This window comes from Streptomyces sp. NBC_00873 (genome assembly GCF_045207415.1).
GTDB lineage: Bacteria > Actinomycetota > Actinomycetes > Streptomycetales > Streptomycetaceae > Streptomyces.
This window is the reverse complement of the sequence record NZ_CP108803.1, coordinates 4910720-4925647: the sequence shown is the minus strand read 5'-3', so window position 1 is coordinate 4925647 and position 14928 is coordinate 4910720. Positions and strand designations below refer to the sequence as shown.

The following is a 14928-nucleotide window of genomic DNA, read 5'->3' as shown; positions in this document are numbered from 1 at the left end:
ACAGCCGATGACGCCCGATGTCGTCGGCCTTTTTCATGCCCGCATGCTCCGACAGCAAAGAGAGGTGAACCCCATGGCCAGCAACCTATGGATAGGCCCCCCAGGAGCCCTCTACGAGATCGACCAGGCTGCCACGTCCTTCGACCGCAGCGCCGAGCTCGGCGTCAGTGAGTTCAAGTCGCTCGGCGGCCGCGTCACCATCACCCGTACCGCCGCCACCGCCCGACGGATGAAGATCGGCTGGGACCGGCTCGCGGCCGCCGACGCGCGGGTGCTCGACCGGCTCGCGCGGCGCATCGACGGACCGGGGCCTTTGGTCCTCATCGATCCCGCCGCCGGCAATGTCCTCGGCGCCGCCCAGGCCGCGGGACGAGGAGCCGCCGGGGCCACGGACACCACGGGCCTGCAGCAGTGGTTCAAGGTGTCCACGACCGGCGCCGTCGCCGAAATCGGCGCCGCGCCAGGCACGTTCGCGTTCACCGCAGCCGACGCCACCAGCAAGGTCGCCTGGCGCTGCGTGCCGTGGGGCGACAACTTCCCCGTGGCTCCGGGTGCGCGCATTTCCTTCCGCGCGCCGACCGCCTTCGCTGCGCTGCCCACCGTCGCCGTCAACATCGACTTCAAGAAGGCCGACGGGAGTTACCTGTCGGGCCCCTCGGCAACAGGGGCGTACCTCGCCGCGACGGTGCCCGCCGGTGCGGTGTACGCCACTGCCTGCGCGACCCCGGGCGCAGCGGGAACGTACGCACTGGCCGGCGCCTGTCTCGCGTACGACGACGGGGCGGCGGACAACGTCCCCGGCGACGGTCTGCCCGCGATGTCCGTCACCGCCTACAGCGACACCCCCGGCCGGCCGCTGCCGTACCGCAGCATCAGCCTCGATCTGGTGGAGGTGGCCAGTGCAGCCGGCTGACAGCACCACGCGGGCGGCGCTCGCCTCCGGCGAACGCACCGCCACGCACACCACCCGGCTCGGCGGCAAGGACGTCACCGCGCAGGTGGAGTCCTGGCAGGTCGAGCGCTCGTACGCGACCGATCTCCCGGCTGCCATGCGGGCGTTCTCCGGCAGCTCGGCCGCCCAGCTGCAGCTTCAACTGGCGGGTACAGGAGGGGATTCCGCCCCAAAGCTGTACTCGGCGTGGGCCGCCCACGCCACCGGCGACCTCGCTCGCCCCGGCCAGTCCGTCGTCCACGAGACGGGCGTCGGCGGCGGCAGTACGCTGCCCGCCTTCCGCGGCACCCTGCGCAACCGCAGTGCCGCCTCCGGCTCGGACACGGTGCAGCTGACCGCGCTCGACGGCGCGGAGCGACTGCGGGCGCCCGCCGAACTGCCCCGCCCTTACACGGGTTTGTACTGGGGACGCCCTCTCGCCAGCGCCACCTGGTGCGTCGACGAGCTGCTGCGGCAAGCGGGTCTCCTGACCGCCCCGCCGCCGCGCGCCCCGCAGTTCGTCGCCGGGCAGCCGCTGACCCTCGTCCACGCCACCCTGCACGGCGGTTTCGCGACGCCGTACGGCATGCCCGAGGACCTGCCCGATCCGCGCCACTACACCTGGTCACGCACCGGTGCTCCGCACGAGATGGCGCTGGTGCCGCGCGGACTGCCCGCCGGCGAGAGCGGCATCACCGCTTCCTGGTTCCCGCGCAGCCGCGTCACGGTGCCCGGCAGCCGGCTGCTCGCCGAGGCGTGGGTGAACAACGCCGTCGGTATCGGCTCCACCGTACGGATCGACCTGGAACTGAACCGCACCGGCGCGGCCATCGGCACCATCTCCCTGACCCTCGACTTCACCAAGGGCACCATCCTGGCCACCTCGCTCAGCTCCGACCCGCAGGTCCCGGGCAGCGGCCTGCAGTGGGGCCAGAACGCCACCGCCATGCAGACGCAGCGTGGCATCTGGCACTTCGGCGCATACGTCGATGTCTACGCGTCGACGAACAACCAGGCCCTGCCCTCCGTGATCCCCCTGCTCACCGCCCCGAACGGCAGCACCTGGGTGGGCGGCGCCGCCGTCTTCACGGCCGCCACCGGCCCCCAGCCCGTCGCCGAGCTGCGCAAGGTCCGCCTGGTCACCTCCATGGCGACAGAAGGGGTCCAGGTGACCAGCGGTCTGACCGCGCTGCCGACCGTCGCCGAGTTCAGCCAGGCCGGCACCTGGACCAAGACCGCCGAGCTCGACGAGGCGATCCTGCCGCTGCGCACCATCCCCAAGATCTCGGGGTCGCAGTGGGACGCGATCGGACAGATCGCCAAGGCGAGCATGTCCACCGCCGAGATCGACGAACGCGGACGGTTCCGTTGGCGCAACTTCACCCGCTTCGCGACCGCGCCGACCGCCCCCGATCTGACCCTGACGTCGGTGCGCGACATCGCCGCACTCACGGTCACCGAGGAGATCGACGCCTGCCGCAACTTCTGTGTCCAGCCGGCCAAGGACTGGGGCGCGGTGCGCACGACCGCCGGGGACACGGTTGCCGACACCGTGGTGCGGGAGATCCCGGCGAACGGCTCGCTCACCATCTCGTACGTCTTCGGTGAGGAGGAGCTGGACGTGGGCCCGCCGGACACCGATGACGACTCGGTGGTCACCTCCGGTTCCTCCTTCCGCGTCGCCACGCAGAACGCGGCGGGCACGAAGGCCGTCAAGGGGGCGGTCGACGCGCTCGTCCGGCGCGAGGACGGCACGATCGTGCTGCGGCTGACCAACCGCACCGCGACCAAGCTCTACACCGTCGATCAGAGCGGCGGTCCTTCCATCCGCATCGTCCCGATCCGGCCCGACCGCGATCCTGTGGAGCGGCAGGGAGTCTCGTATGTCCCGGGGAGCGGCAGTGAGCGCTTCTACGGGCGCCAGGAGTTCTACGGCGAACAGTCCGACTGGGTCCAGGACCTCGGCGCGGCACAACAGTTGGCCCAGGCCATGCGCCTGGCCGGGGAGTACCCGGTGCCGGTTCTCGAGGATGTGCAGGTCCTGTACGACCCGCGGATCCAGCTCGGTGACGTGGTGCGGATTCTCGACACGACGGGCGCCACCCTCGACACGCTCGCCTGGGTCGTGGGCATCAGTACGTCCGCGTCCGCGGGCGGCGGGGTCCAGCAGACCCTGAGTCTGCGGGGCGTACGGGCGAACGGGGTGCCCGCCGACGCGGGGCTCACCCCGGACGCTCCCGCTCTGCCCCCGGTGCCGGACACCTCCGCGACCTACGCCGAGGTGGCGGCCGCGTATCCGACGCTCGCCACTCTGCTCACCGCGAATCCCACCTGGGGCGATGTGAAGGACGGCGCCCCGGCCTGACCGCCCCGCCCCCGCGCCGACGCGCCACCGATCCGCACCCCCCGCACGTCCCGACCCGAGACGGAGGTCCTCGCCATGTCCGAGCCCGCACCGGAACCCGTCGCCGTGCAGCCGTCCGAAGCGCTGCTGCGTGAACTCGCCGAGGCGATCGCCCGCGCATCCGACCCGTACCAGGACGATCCGCCCGCCCCCGCGCCGTCCGCCGCCGAGGAACTGCTGACCGTCACCCTCGACCCGGCCACCGCCCAGACCACGCTCCAGGAGGAGTCCGCATGACTACCCAGTACACGCCGATCAGCACGCTCCCCTACCCGCAGGCGACCGATCCCGCCGACCTGCCGGCCCATCTGAAGGCACTCGCCGACGCGGCGGACGGCCGCCTGGTGATGCGCTTCCCGGACTCGGCTACGCGCGATGCCAAGCTGACCGCGCCGGTTGCAGGCATGCTGGCCTGGATCGGCACTCCGGGCCGGATGATGTACTACACCGGGTCCGCCTGGGTGCCCGTGGCTCCGGTCCCGGTCTTCCGGGTCAACCTCGACGACGGTGACACCACGTCGACCGCGTACGTCGAAACTCTCAACAACGCCCTGGGTGACCCGATGGCCGCGACGTTCACCGTGCCCGCGTCCGGCCAGGTCATCGTCACCGTGGGCAGCTACATCCGGACCTCCACCACCGCCACGTCCTTCATGTCCGCCAACATCCGCAACTCTGCGGGCACGGTGCTGGTCCCGGCGGACGACAACCGCGCGGCCGCGGTGACCAGTACCAACCGGACCTCCGTCTCGGCGCAGTTCCTGGTCAGCGGGCTCGCCATCGGAACCACGCACACGGCCACGCCCGCATACCGCTCCAGCATCTCCACGAACACGTCGTTCTTCGACACGCGCTACATCCGCGTCGACCCCATCCCGTAGGAAACCAGAACCTCACCCGCCAAGGAGCCCCGGTGGCCACGCCCCTGACCCCCTACGCCTTCGCCCGCGCCCTGCGCGGCGAAGGCGTACGCATCTCCGAACACCCCAACTGGCAGACCCACAACCGCAACCACAAGGGCCCCTGGGGCCCGGTCCACGGCGTGATGCTGCACCACACCGCGGGCAGCAACAGTCTCACTCTGTGCCGCGACGGCACAGCCGTGCTCACCGGGCCGCTGTGCATCGGCCTGGTCGCGAAGGACGGCACGGTGCATCTGGTCGGCTACGGGCGCACGAATCACGCCGGCCTCGGTTCATCCGCGGTGCTCGATGCCGTACGTGCTGAGCGCACAGTCCCGCCCCCGGGCCCGGACGCCGAGGACGGCAATGCCCGCTTCTACGGCTTCGAGATCGAGAACCTCGGCAGCGGCAAAGACCCGTACCCCACCGCCCAACTCGCTGCTGCCGAACGCCTGTCGGCAGCGATCTGCCGAGCGCACGGCTGGTCGGCGGCGAGCGTCATCGGCCACAAGGAGTGGACGCGGCGCAAGATCGATCCGTCGTTCTCGATGGCGGGAATGCGGACGCGGATCGAGGCGCGGCTCGGCCTCAGACCCGTACCGCAGCCGGAGCCCCAGTCGTACGAGCCGTTTCCGGGCTCCGCGTACTTCACCCCTGGCCGTCGCAGCACACTCGTCACCGCCGTCGGCAAGCGTCTGGTCGCGGAAGGATGCGGGCGCTACCGCGTCGGACCCGGGCCCGTGTGGGGCGAGGCCGACGTCCTCTCGTACGCCGCCTGGCAGCGCAGGCTCGGCTATGTGGGAGCGGCCGCGGACGGCATTCCGGGACGCGCCAGCTGGGACAGGCTGCACGTGCCGCACGCCTGAGGAGGAGACGAGGATGAGTGATACGGGCACCGGGGGTGTCGCCGTCGAGCTGGAGCGGCTGCGGCGCAGCGTGGACGTCGGATTCGCCACCACCCGGGGCGACTTGGCGCTGCTTCTCCAACGCGCCGACCAGACCGACAAGACGCTCGTCGACCACGAGGAGCGGCTCGACGCCCTGGAGCGCACCCGCTGGCCCCTCCCGTCACTGGCCGCACTGACGTCGTGCACCGCGCTCGCCATCGCCCTGTGGGAGGCGACGGCAGGACGGTGAAGCGCAGGGGGACAGGCACGACAAAGGGGCCGGCAGGTTGAATCACTTCAACCTGCCGGCCCCTTCAGCCAGTTGTAAATACGCCTACTGCGCCGACGACCGTTGGGCCGCCAAACCACCAGCGCGCTCGCCTGCTGCACTTCCTGGTACGGCACCAGGTCCCTGCGGTACGACGCATGCACCGCTGCCTCGCGTTGCTGCATCGCCGCTGCCGCGCCTTCTACTGCCGAGGACAGTTCCGCCACGCGGGCCTGCAGCGCGGCGACCTGGTTTTCCAGTTCGATGATGCGCTTGATGCCCGCGAGGTTGACACAGCGGGTCTGTGCGAAGGGCTTCCAGGCAGCGGTGCGCGTTCGGCAGGGCCACCCGGCACAGCTCCTCCCAACCGGTCGCGGCCTCCGTGGTCCCGTGGATGACGTTCCAGCCGCTCAGCGGTGGGACGCTGACCCGATCGCCTTTCTTCGGGCTCACTCGTGCACGCTCCGCGTGTATGGCCGTGGTCAGCACCATGTCAGGCGCGTCGCGGTGCGTGACACGTAGACATCCCAGGGCGGCGGCCCTGGCAGCGACAGCCTTCGGATTCCGGGACAGATCGGTGAACGAGACGGATTCCGATTCGAATGCCAGCGCGGCACTCGCCGACGCCGGCTTCCGGGTCTTCCGGCCAGCCGGGACGTACTTCATCACGACCGACATCCGCCCGCTCGGCGAGAGCGACGGCGCCGCCTTCTGCCGCTCCCTCCCGCAGCGCGCGGGCGTGGTCGCAATCCCCAACGCGGTCTTCCACGACCACACGGAGGCGGGTGCCCCCTATGTCCGGTTCGCGTTCTGCAAACGCACCGAGGTACTGGTGGACGCGGCGGAACGGCTCCGCAAGGCATTCGCGCACTGACGTCGTACGGGGCTTCATCGTCGGCGCTGGGATCCGACTTTGGTTGCGGACCTGCGCAGCCGCTTGGCCAGCACCTTGTCCCGAGCCCTCAACTGTCGCCCTGCCGCTTCCAGGACGGCCCCGGTGGCGGGGTGGTCGCAGCGCCACAGATCGTCGGCAGCCTGCTCCAGGAGGGGCAGCACCAAGTCCTCCTCCTGGTCCAGAAACGCGGCAAGCGCCTCGTCCGCTACGCCCAGCGGGCCCCACAGATGGTCCACGAGCCCCCATAGCTGGAGTTCCCGACCGTGTCCCTCGAGGATCTCACCACGGCCGATCAGCGCGATCGCCGCGGTCTCGGCGCAGCCAGGGACCTGGGATGCCGCGGCTTTGCGCAGGACCGCGAGCGCTCTGGGTTCATCGAGCTCTGCCAGCACCGGTGCGGCGGCCAGGCGGCGGAGGGCCGCGTCGGCCTCCAACCCGGCGCAGGCGTCGATGAGCTGGACTGCGGCTGAGCCCTGACCCCGGTGGCTGATCCATCCGGCGATCTCGGCGTGGGCGGCGTCCTGGTCGTAGTCGAGCAGGGCGTCGAGCAGTGTCGGGGCGTCGGCGTCGGCCAGTTCGCCGATGAGCGGAGCGTGGACTCCCTCGGCGAGCAGGTACTCGCGCAGTCCGTGGCGTCCCAGTGGCGTGAGCCTGAGCCGTGCCCCGGCCGGCGGAGTGCCGTCGCTGTGTTCGGTGCTCGCCTCCATGCCGAGGCTTTCGAGGAGGATGTGATCGCGCCGCCGGCTCGTCTCCGGGCCGGTCTCGACCTCCGCTGCCCGGTACTCGGCGAGGGTAGGGGCCGCTTGGTCGAGGATCTGCAGGAGGAACAGCTCGACCAGTCGTGCCTCCTGCTTGGGGAGGCCCTCGCGGAGTGCACCGACGAGCAGCGCCGTGTCCAGCCATTCGCCGTCGGGAACCTCGTACAGCGCCCGCAGCACCACCGCTGCCAAGCCGTCGCCGTCCTCGTCCTGCATGCCCAGCGCGGCCAGCAGCACCGGAGGCAGGCCGAGGTTCCCGAGGTCGTTCAGGGCGTCGAGTTCGTCCTCGAGTGCCTGGCACCAGACATCCAGTACTCCCTCGTCTCCCACGGTGGCAGGCAGGTCAGTACCCGGACGGGCGGTGCCCGCGCTGATCTCCACCAGGTCCGCGTACAGAGCGAGCTGCCAGGGGTCGTCCAGGCAGGGCAGGTCGCCGGAGCTGCGCAGGCGGGCCAGCCGCTTGTCGCGCTCCGCGGGCCGGAGTGCGCTCAGCTCGTCGTCCTGGGCCCACAGTTGCAGTTCCTGGACGGCCTGGCGGCCCAGTGCGGGCTTGAGCACGTCCCGGGACGTGACGGCTCGTCCGCCCTGGCACCAGTGGGCCAGGCGGAGCGCGGAGGCGACCAGCGGCACCTGCCGCGCGGCCGCGGCGAGCTCCGCTCGCGGTGCCAGGGAGACGGGGCGCACGGGAACGGACTCCGCGTCCAGGTCCTCGTCGTCGTGGACCTCGCCACAGGAACAGCGCCACCCGCGGGGAGCGGCTTTGGCCGCGGCCCGGGCGGCCGTGGGCGGCCGCGGGTCCAGTCCGGCCAGTTCCTGGTCCAGGGCCTCGCGGTCGAAGCAGGCGGGGTCGAACCCCTCCTCACGCAGGGTTTCGACCAGGTCGGTCCACGGCTCGGGGGCCGGTGCGCCGCGGTCCGCGACGGCGTCGAGTACGGCCTGCAGCCCCCAGGCTCCGCCGGTGTCCTCGGCGTAGGGCATGGCGCGGCGTCCACCGGTGCAGCGGACGCGCCGGTCGGGGGTGGACGCGGGGAGGGTCTTCTCCAGGATGATCTGGTGCCGCCAGTCGTCGCCGAAGTCGTAGGTGTACTCCAGCCGACCGCCTTCGTAGGGCAGTACCTCGGCCACGGTCACGGACTCCTCGTCGGCATCGCGGAAAGGATCTCGGTCCAACGGTGCGTCGAAGTCGACGAACTGGCGGCCCGACCCTGGTTCGGTGAAGGAATGCAGGTGCGAGTCGTCCCAGCCGAAGCATGCCTGGATGATGTCGTGCAGGCAGCCGAGCGAGGTGTCGGCGGGCAGGGTTACCCTGCGCCAGACCGGCGGGCTGGTGTCTCGCAGGGCGATCTTCAACTGGTAGGTGGGCACGGGCTCGGCGGTCACGGTGAAAAAGTTCCCTCGAGGCGGAGACGGATTCCGGTCCGGCACGGGGCCCGCGACCACATATGCGTCGCAGCTGTCCGTGTCGAGTACCGGTGCCATCTTTCCGCACTGCGCCGAGTGAGTGAAGCCATTCCTGACACGTCCTGTCCGCCCGCGCGGATAACCTTGACCCGCCGAGGGCGCGCGGGGGACCCGCACCCTCCCGAACAGTCGCAGGAACGTGTGCCAGGAGTGGGTGTAGTGGCGAAGGTCTACCCGTCGGCAGAGTCCGCTGCCGCCCGCACGGCCGGATCCGGCGGGTCGGCTGCGACCGAGTTGGCAGTTCCGGACCGGGAACATCTGTTCGCCCGGTTGCCGGAGTTCACCACCGGCGAGGCGGTGTTCCTTCGCGCGGATCCGCCCCGGTCGGGACGGGTGGCGTTCTGGTCGCCCGGCGGTGAGCCGCCGGACCTCGGGGTGGAACCCGGGGAACTCACCGTGGTCCGCCCGCACGGCTCGTCCGTACGCCGGGCCAGGGTGGTCGCCGTACTGCTGCCGGTGGAGCAGGCGCTGCCGCTGCTGACCCGCTGCCGGGCGCTCTGTACGGACGGCAGCGGGCGGGCGTCGGCCAGCACGGCGTTCTGGGGTGCGGCGGCCATGCTCGGTCTGGCTCTGGTAGCCCGCGGCCGGGTGCTTCCAGGGGTGTCACCGGAAGGCTTCGACGCGTGGCGGGCCGGCCCGCTGGACGCCGAGGACCACGAGCGGCTGAGCTCCCTGGCAGCCGCCATGCCTCCCGAGGCCCGCGCGGTCGCGGTCCCCGGCTTCTCCCCCCTCATGCTTCCCCCGGCCGAGCCGCTGCTGCGGGCCTTCCTGGACGCCGTGGCCGATTCCCTCACCCGCCCTCCCGCCGCCCGCCAGGTGACCGGCGGACCGGCGTTCGCGGTCCGGGCTCCGCAGTCGGTGCCCGGGCAGCGCGCCTGGGCGGCGGAGGTCGCCGCCGGCCGCGACGCGGGTCTGGCGGTGTCGCTGCGGCTGGAACTGGGCCGCTCGGACTCCATCCGGGCCGTGGTCCAACTGCGCAGCCTGGCCGATCCCACGGTGCTCGCCGACGCCGCGGACCTGTGGTCCGGCAGGGCCACCGCTCCCGAACTGTTCGGCCCACGAGCCCAGGTGGACACGCTGCTGACGCTGCGCCGGGCCGCGCGCGCATGGCCCCCGGCTGGACGGCTGCTGGACGCGGCGGCCCCGACCGCCCTCGATCTGTCCGACGAGGAGGCCGAGGCGTTGCTGGGCGAGGCAGCCGAGAGTCTTGCCGCGGCCGGGGTCGCCGTGCACTGGCCCAAGGAGCTGGTTCGCGAGCTGACCGCCGCCGGGATCCTGGAACCCGCACGCCGCAAGGGGACGCAGTCCTCGGCCGAGTCCTTCCTGTCCTCCGGCGGGCTGTTGGAGTTCCGCTGGCGGGTCGCGCTCGGAGACCAGGAACTCACCGAGGAGGAACTGGAACGGTTGGTCCAGGCGCACCGGCCGATCGTGAGACTGCGCGACCAGTGGGTGGTCGTGGACCCGGAACTGGTCCGCCGCCTGCGACGGGCCGCACAGGCCAAGGCGCCCTCACTGACCGCTGTCGACGCCCTGGGTGCCGCGCTGACCGGCAGCGTCGAGGTGGACGGCGAAGAGATCGCGGTGACCGCGGGCGGCGTACTGGAGGAGCTGCGCTCCCGAATCACCGACCCCGAGGCCGGCACCGCGGGCGAGCCCCAGGGGCCGCCCAAGGCTCTTGTCGCGACCCTGCGCGACTACCAGCTGCGCGGCCTGAACTGGCTGCACCGGATGACCTCGCTCGGCCTGGGCGGCTGCCTCGCCGACGACATGGGCCTGGGTAAGACCGTCACCCTGATCGCACTCCACCTTCGCCGCCAGGAAGGACAGGAAGGACAGCCCACCGCCGGCCCGACCCTGGTGGTCTGCCCCGCCTCACTGCTCGGCAACTGGGAGCGCGAGATCCAACGCTTCGCACCGGGCACCCCGGTCCGCCGCTTCCACGGCCCCGGCCGCGACCTGGCCGGCCTCGACGACGGGGCAGGCGGCGGCTTCGTCCTGACCACCTACGGGACCATGCGCCGCGACGCCGAACGCCTCGCGGGGCAGCCCTGGGGACTGCTCGTCGCCGACGAGGCCCAGCACGTCAAGAACCCGCACGCGCACACCGCCCAGGCGCTGCGCAGGATCCCCTCGCAGGGGCGGGTCGCGCTGACCGGCACCCCCGTCGAGAACAACCTGTCCGAACTGTGGGCGCTGCTCGACTGGACCACCCCGGGCCTCCTCGGCACGCTCACCTCCTTCCGCGACCGCTACGCCAGGGCCGTCGAAGGCGACCGCGACGAGCAGGCCGCCCAGCGGCTGGGCGCCTTGGTCCGGCCCTTCCTGCTGCGGCGGCGCAAGTCCGACCCCGGCATCGCGCCCGAGCTGCCGCTCAAGACCGAGACCGACCAGCCTGTGTCACTGACGAAGGAACAGGTCTCGCTGTATGAGGCGCTGGTACGCGAGCTCATGGCCGAGATCGAGGAGAAGCAGGGCATCGCCCGACGCGGCCTGGTGATGAAGCTGCTCACCGGCCTGAAGCAGGTCTGCAACCACCCCGCGCAGTTCCTGAAGGAGCCTGCGAGCGCGAAGCTCCCGGGCCGCTCGGGGAAGCTGGAGCTGCTGGATGAACTCCTGGACACCGTCCTGGCAGAGGAGGGATCGGCCCTGGTCTTCACCCAGTACGTGGCCATGGGCAGGCTTATCGAGCGCCACTTGGCCGACCGCGGAGTGGACACTCTGTTCCTGCACGGAGGCACCACGGTCAAACGCCGCGAGGAGATGGTCGGTGCCTTCCAAGCCGGCGAGAAGAAGGTGTTCCTGCTGTCCCTCAAAGCCGCCGGGACCGGTCTGAACCTGACCCGGGCCGGACACGTCATCCACTACGACCGCTGGTGGAACCCGGCCGTGGAGGATCAGGCCACCGACCGCGCCTACCGGATCGGACAGACCCAGCCGGTACAGGTGCACAGGCTGATCGCCGAGGGGACCGTGGAGGACCGGATCGCCGAGATGCTCCGGCAGAAACGTGAGCTGGCCGACTCGGTGCTGGGTTCGGGCGAGGCGGCGTTCAGCGAGCTGAGCGACAGCGAACTGGCCGAGCTGGTCACGCTGCGAAGGACGGGCCAATGAGCAGGCGCATCCCGGCTCACAAGGAAGCCGCGCGCACCTTCGAGGCGCTCCCTCCGGCAAAGGGCAGTCGCGCACCCTTCGCTGCATCCTGGTGGGGCCGCGAATGGCTGCGCGCCCTGGAGGAGTCCTCCCTGGACTCCGGCCGGCTGCAGCGCGGCCGGACCTACGCGCGCGGCGGCGCGGTCGGCCAGGTCACTGTCGCCCCCGGCTCGGCCGCCGCCCCGGTGCAGGGCAGCCGCCGCACCCCGTACCGCTCCACGGTCCGGGTCGAACAGCTGACGGACCAGCAGTGGGACCAGCTGCTCGACATGATCGCCGAGCGGGCCGCCAACATCGCCGCGCTGCTCGACGGCGAGATGCCCGCAGGGCTCGCCGACGACGCCGCAGCCGCCGGCGTCCCGCTGCTGCCCGGTCCCCGGGACCTCGACCCCGAGTGCAGCTGCCCCGACTGGGGCTACCCCTGCAAACACGCCGCCGCCCTCTGCTACCAGGTCGCCCGGCTCCTGGACCGCGACCCCTTCGTGCTGCTGCTCCTGCGGGGGCGCGGCGAGCGGGAGCTGATGGACGAGCTCGGCCGCCGCAACACCGCCCGCGCCTCCGACGAAGCCGCGGTGTACGCGGCAACCGCGGGCGCGGGTCCGGACGCGTCCCCGGCCCGGACCGGCGATCCCGCCGGGCCCGCCTTCGCCTCACGCACCGAACTGCCGTCCCTGCCCGCCCCGCCGCCGCCGCCCGAACGGCCCGGCCGCGGCCCCGCGCTGGTGGACTCGGCCGTCCCGGAGCCCGGCGTGGACCCGGCCGCGCTCGAACTGCTCGCCGCCGACGCCGCGATGCGTGCCCACCACCTGCTCACCGGAGCTCTCGGCGCACAGCACGCCGACACGGCCCCACCCGTCCCGCTCACCGAATGGCAGGACGCCGTCCGCTTCGCCGCCGCTCACCCCACCCTGGAGGTCTTCGCCCGGATCGCCGCGAACTGCGGCCGCACCTCCCGCGAACTCGCCGCCGCCACCCGCGCGTGGCGGCACGGCGGCGCGGCATCCCTGGACGTGCTGGAGAGCTCCTGGAACCCACCCACCGCACGCATGGAACGCGACCGCGAGGCGCTGCGGGCGGACTGGGCCGACGGCGCACCACCCCGGCTCCGCTCCTGGCGCAACCGCTGGACCGTCGAGGGCCGCGATGCCCAACTGCGACTGGGCCGGGACGGACTGTGGTACCCGTACGCCAAGGACCGAGGCACCTGGTGGCCGGCGGGGCCACCGGACGCCGACCCCGCCGTCGTCCTGACCGCTCTCCTCGAAGGATGACACTCGGGTGCCCCGGCGATCCACCGGTTCCGTCCCGGCCGCACGGTGCGTTCGGTCGCGCGGCGGAGGTGCGCGGACTTCTCGGTCGGCGCCCCGACCGGCGACGGCTGACTCCGGTGGGCCCGGTGCGCCGCACGCGAATGAGTGTGTGAACAAGGCGTGGCCCGGGTGACCGCGGCCCCGGAGCTGGTGGCGGCGGTCCGCTCGGCGAAGCAGTTCCTGACCTACGTCTCCACGGGCCCGTTCCCGTACGCGGTCGCCGAGGCGCTGCGCCTGCCCGACAGCTACTTCGACGGGCTGCGCGCGGAATCTGCAGGCCAAGCGGGACCTGCTGAGCGCCGCGCTGGCCGAGGCCGGATTCGAGGTCTACCGGCCCGCCGGGACGTACTTCGTCACCACCGACATCCGTCCGCTCGGCGGCGAGACCGACGGATTCGCGTTCTGCCGCGCGCTGCCCGAGCGGTGCGGGGTCGTCGCCATCCCCAAACCGGTGTTCTACGACCATCAGAAGGCCGGCCGCAGCAAGATCCGCTTCGCCTTCTGCAAGCGGGAGGACGTGCTTCGCAAGGCCGTCGCTCGGCTCAAGGGGCTCTGCTCAACGGCCTGTCCGGCGCCGCCCGTCCGGCTCTGGCCTCTTCGGGTCCGAGCCGCGCTTCCTGCTGCCCGCGTTCGCGCTGCCGCCGGCGCACGCCCTGACAAAAACCCGGCCGAGGACGGCGGTCGTGTTGACCGTCGCCCCGGCCGGGCTGTCGTTCGCCTACGGGACGTATTCGCTGACGCCGTCCCGTAGGCGCTGTGAGCGGCTGTGCGCTCAGGCGCTCGGCGCGTCCGAGCCGTCGCCCGACTCCTTGTCGGCCGGCTCCAGGCCCAGACGCTCCCGCAGCCACTTGTCGAACTCGATCGAGGCCCGCACCCAGCTGACCGTCGACGAGACGAAGTGCTCCAGGCTGACGCCCGTACCGATGAGCATCTGCGCCTCACCGATCAGACGGACCGAGGTCTCGGTGTCCTCGGTGCCCTCCTCGGTCTCGTGGGTGTGGGTGTAGACCTTGGGCCACAGGGTGCGGCGGTTCCAGTCGTCGATCGCGTCGAGGAGAACCGGGCGCTGGTCCGCGGCGTGCGGGCGGTCGTAGAACGTACGGACCGAGAAGACCTGCTGCTCGTCCTCACCACGGAACATGAAGTACGTGCGGAAGTCCTCCCACGGCGCCGCGAGGTCACCCTCGTCGTCGACGACGTACTTCAGCTCCATCTGGTCGAGAAGCTGCTTGACGAGGTCCTGGTCAGGGACGACGGGGCCCTCCGGTCCTGCCGCCTGCGGTTCGGGCTGGCCCCCGAAATTCGGAATCGAGGACGGGTCGATGCTCACCGTGAATTTCCCTTCGTACGGTTGGCGCCATCCTCTCCCATCGCGGGCGGGGAATGGCAACCCCGGACTGGTCCGATCAGCTATCGGCTGACATGATCCCGCCTGTCGGGGAGGGGACCCGGGAGGGGATGTCATGGACGGAACACGCAGCAGGGCCGCCCGTCTGCGCTCCCCCTTGGCGCTTCCGGCACTGCCCGTGTTGGTGCTCCTGGCACTGCCCGTGCTCGTCGTCGCCTGGATCGGGTGGTCCGTCATCGGCTTCCTGACGAGCAACGATCCCCTCGACAGCGCGTCGAAGGTCCCCTGCGACGAGGCGACGGAATTCACCGGTGTCCCGTTGCCGGCCGGAGCGCGCGACCGGCAGTGCGTGAGGCGCGACTGGCTGGACACGACGTACGACGTCCGTTTCCGGATCACCCGTAAGGAGCTGGACGCCTGGCTGGAATCGGAGTTCCCCGGCACCGAGCTCGACCCGGAGTTCTGCGCCGACAAGGTCGACGCCTGCGCGGACATCCAGTTCGGCGACCCGAGGCCGAGCCGGGCGGTCGCGGCCGATGTGACAGTCGTGTACGAGGGCGGCGGCACCGCCCTCGTACACTTCATGCCTTTCGACGTCTGAGAACCACCCGGTG

Annotated in this window: 11 protein-coding genes and 3 pseudogenes; 11 read left to right on the top strand and 3 right to left on the bottom strand. The window is 71.6% G+C overall.

The features are described 5' to 3' along the window. Positions 1-73 precede the first annotated feature (73 nt). From OH809_RS22685 to OH809_RS22660, 6 genes are all read left to right on the top strand, one after another. Positions 74-913, top strand: coding sequence for a hypothetical protein (locus OH809_RS22685; RefSeq protein WP_406420662.1), 840 nt, complete (start codon positions 74-76; stop codon positions 911-913). Beyond that, positions 900-3296, top strand: coding sequence for a hypothetical protein (locus tag OH809_RS22680; RefSeq protein ID WP_406420663.1), 2397 nt, complete (start codon positions 900-902; stop codon positions 3294-3296). The genes OH809_RS22685 and OH809_RS22680 overlap by 14 nt, the downstream gene beginning before the upstream one ends. A 75-nt stretch (positions 3297-3371) precedes the next feature. Further along, positions 3372-3572, top strand: coding sequence for a hypothetical protein (locus OH809_RS22675; protein WP_406420664.1), 201 nt, complete (start codon positions 3372-3374; stop codon positions 3570-3572). Next, on the top strand, positions 3569-4216 hold the full coding sequence (locus OH809_RS22670; protein ID WP_406420665.1) for a hypothetical protein: 648 nt from the start codon (positions 3569-3571) through the stop codon (positions 4214-4216). The genes OH809_RS22675 and OH809_RS22670 overlap by 4 nt, the downstream gene beginning before the upstream one ends. A 32-nt stretch (positions 4217-4248) precedes the next feature. Then, entirely contained in the window at positions 4249-5103 is an 855-nt protein-coding gene (locus OH809_RS22665) for a peptidoglycan-binding protein (RefSeq protein ID WP_406420666.1), read from the top strand. Positions 5104-5116: 13 nt separating this feature from the next. Beyond that, positions 5117-5374, top strand: a complete 258-nt coding sequence (locus tag OH809_RS22660) for a hypothetical protein (protein ID WP_359115637.1) — start codon at positions 5117-5119, stop codon at positions 5372-5374. 47 nt (positions 5375-5421) lie between these two features. Here the strand turns inward: OH809_RS22660 and OH809_RS22655 are convergent. Continuing rightward, positions 5422-5688: pseudogene (locus OH809_RS22655) on the bottom strand (hypothetical protein); the annotation flags it as partial. Positions 5689-6002: 314 nt separating this feature from the next. On the opposite strand from OH809_RS22655, the pseudogene OH809_RS22650 reads away from it, so the two are divergent. Next, positions 6003-6266: pseudogene (locus OH809_RS22650) on the top strand (aminotransferase); the annotation flags it as partial. 14 nt (positions 6267-6280) lie between these two features. Here the strand turns inward: OH809_RS22650 and OH809_RS22645 are convergent. After that, positions 6281-8425: an IS1096 element passenger TnpR family protein gene (locus tag OH809_RS22645; protein WP_406420667.1), complete on the bottom strand. Its 2145-nt coding sequence runs from the start codon at positions 8423-8425 to the stop codon at positions 6281-6283. Between the two features lie 231 nt (positions 8426-8656). On the opposite strand from OH809_RS22645, the gene OH809_RS22640 reads away from it, so the two are divergent. The 3 genes and pseudogenes from OH809_RS22640 to OH809_RS22630 form a co-directional block, all read left to right on the top strand. Then, complete coding sequence (locus OH809_RS22640) at positions 8657-11617, top strand: DEAD/DEAH box helicase (RefSeq protein ID WP_406420668.1); 2961 nt, start codon at positions 8657-8659, stop codon at positions 11615-11617. After that, complete coding sequence (locus tag OH809_RS22635; protein WP_406420669.1) at positions 11614-12927, top strand: SWIM zinc finger family protein; 1314 nt, start codon at positions 11614-11616, stop codon at positions 12925-12927. Before OH809_RS22640 ends, OH809_RS22635 begins: the two co-directional genes overlap by 4 nt. 159 nt (positions 12928-13086) lie before the next feature. Then, positions 13087-13519: pseudogene (locus tag OH809_RS22630) on the top strand (aminotransferase class I/II-fold pyridoxal phosphate-dependent enzyme); the annotation flags it as partial. A 219-nt stretch (positions 13520-13738) separates the two neighbouring features. On the opposite strand, the gene OH809_RS22625 reads toward OH809_RS22630, so the two are convergent. Continuing rightward, the gene (locus tag OH809_RS22625; RefSeq protein WP_406420670.1) at positions 13739-14296 is read right to left on the bottom strand and encodes a YbjN domain-containing protein; all 558 of its coding nucleotides are present in this window, start codon (positions 14294-14296) and stop codon (positions 13739-13741) included. 133 nt (positions 14297-14429) lie between these two features. Here OH809_RS22625 and OH809_RS22620 point away from each other — a divergent pair, with 133 nt between their 5' ends. Continuing rightward, positions 14430-14915: a hypothetical protein gene (locus OH809_RS22620; RefSeq protein ID WP_406420671.1), complete on the top strand. Its 486-nt coding sequence runs from the start codon at positions 14430-14432 to the stop codon at positions 14913-14915. Positions 14916-14928: the final 13 nt, after the last annotated feature.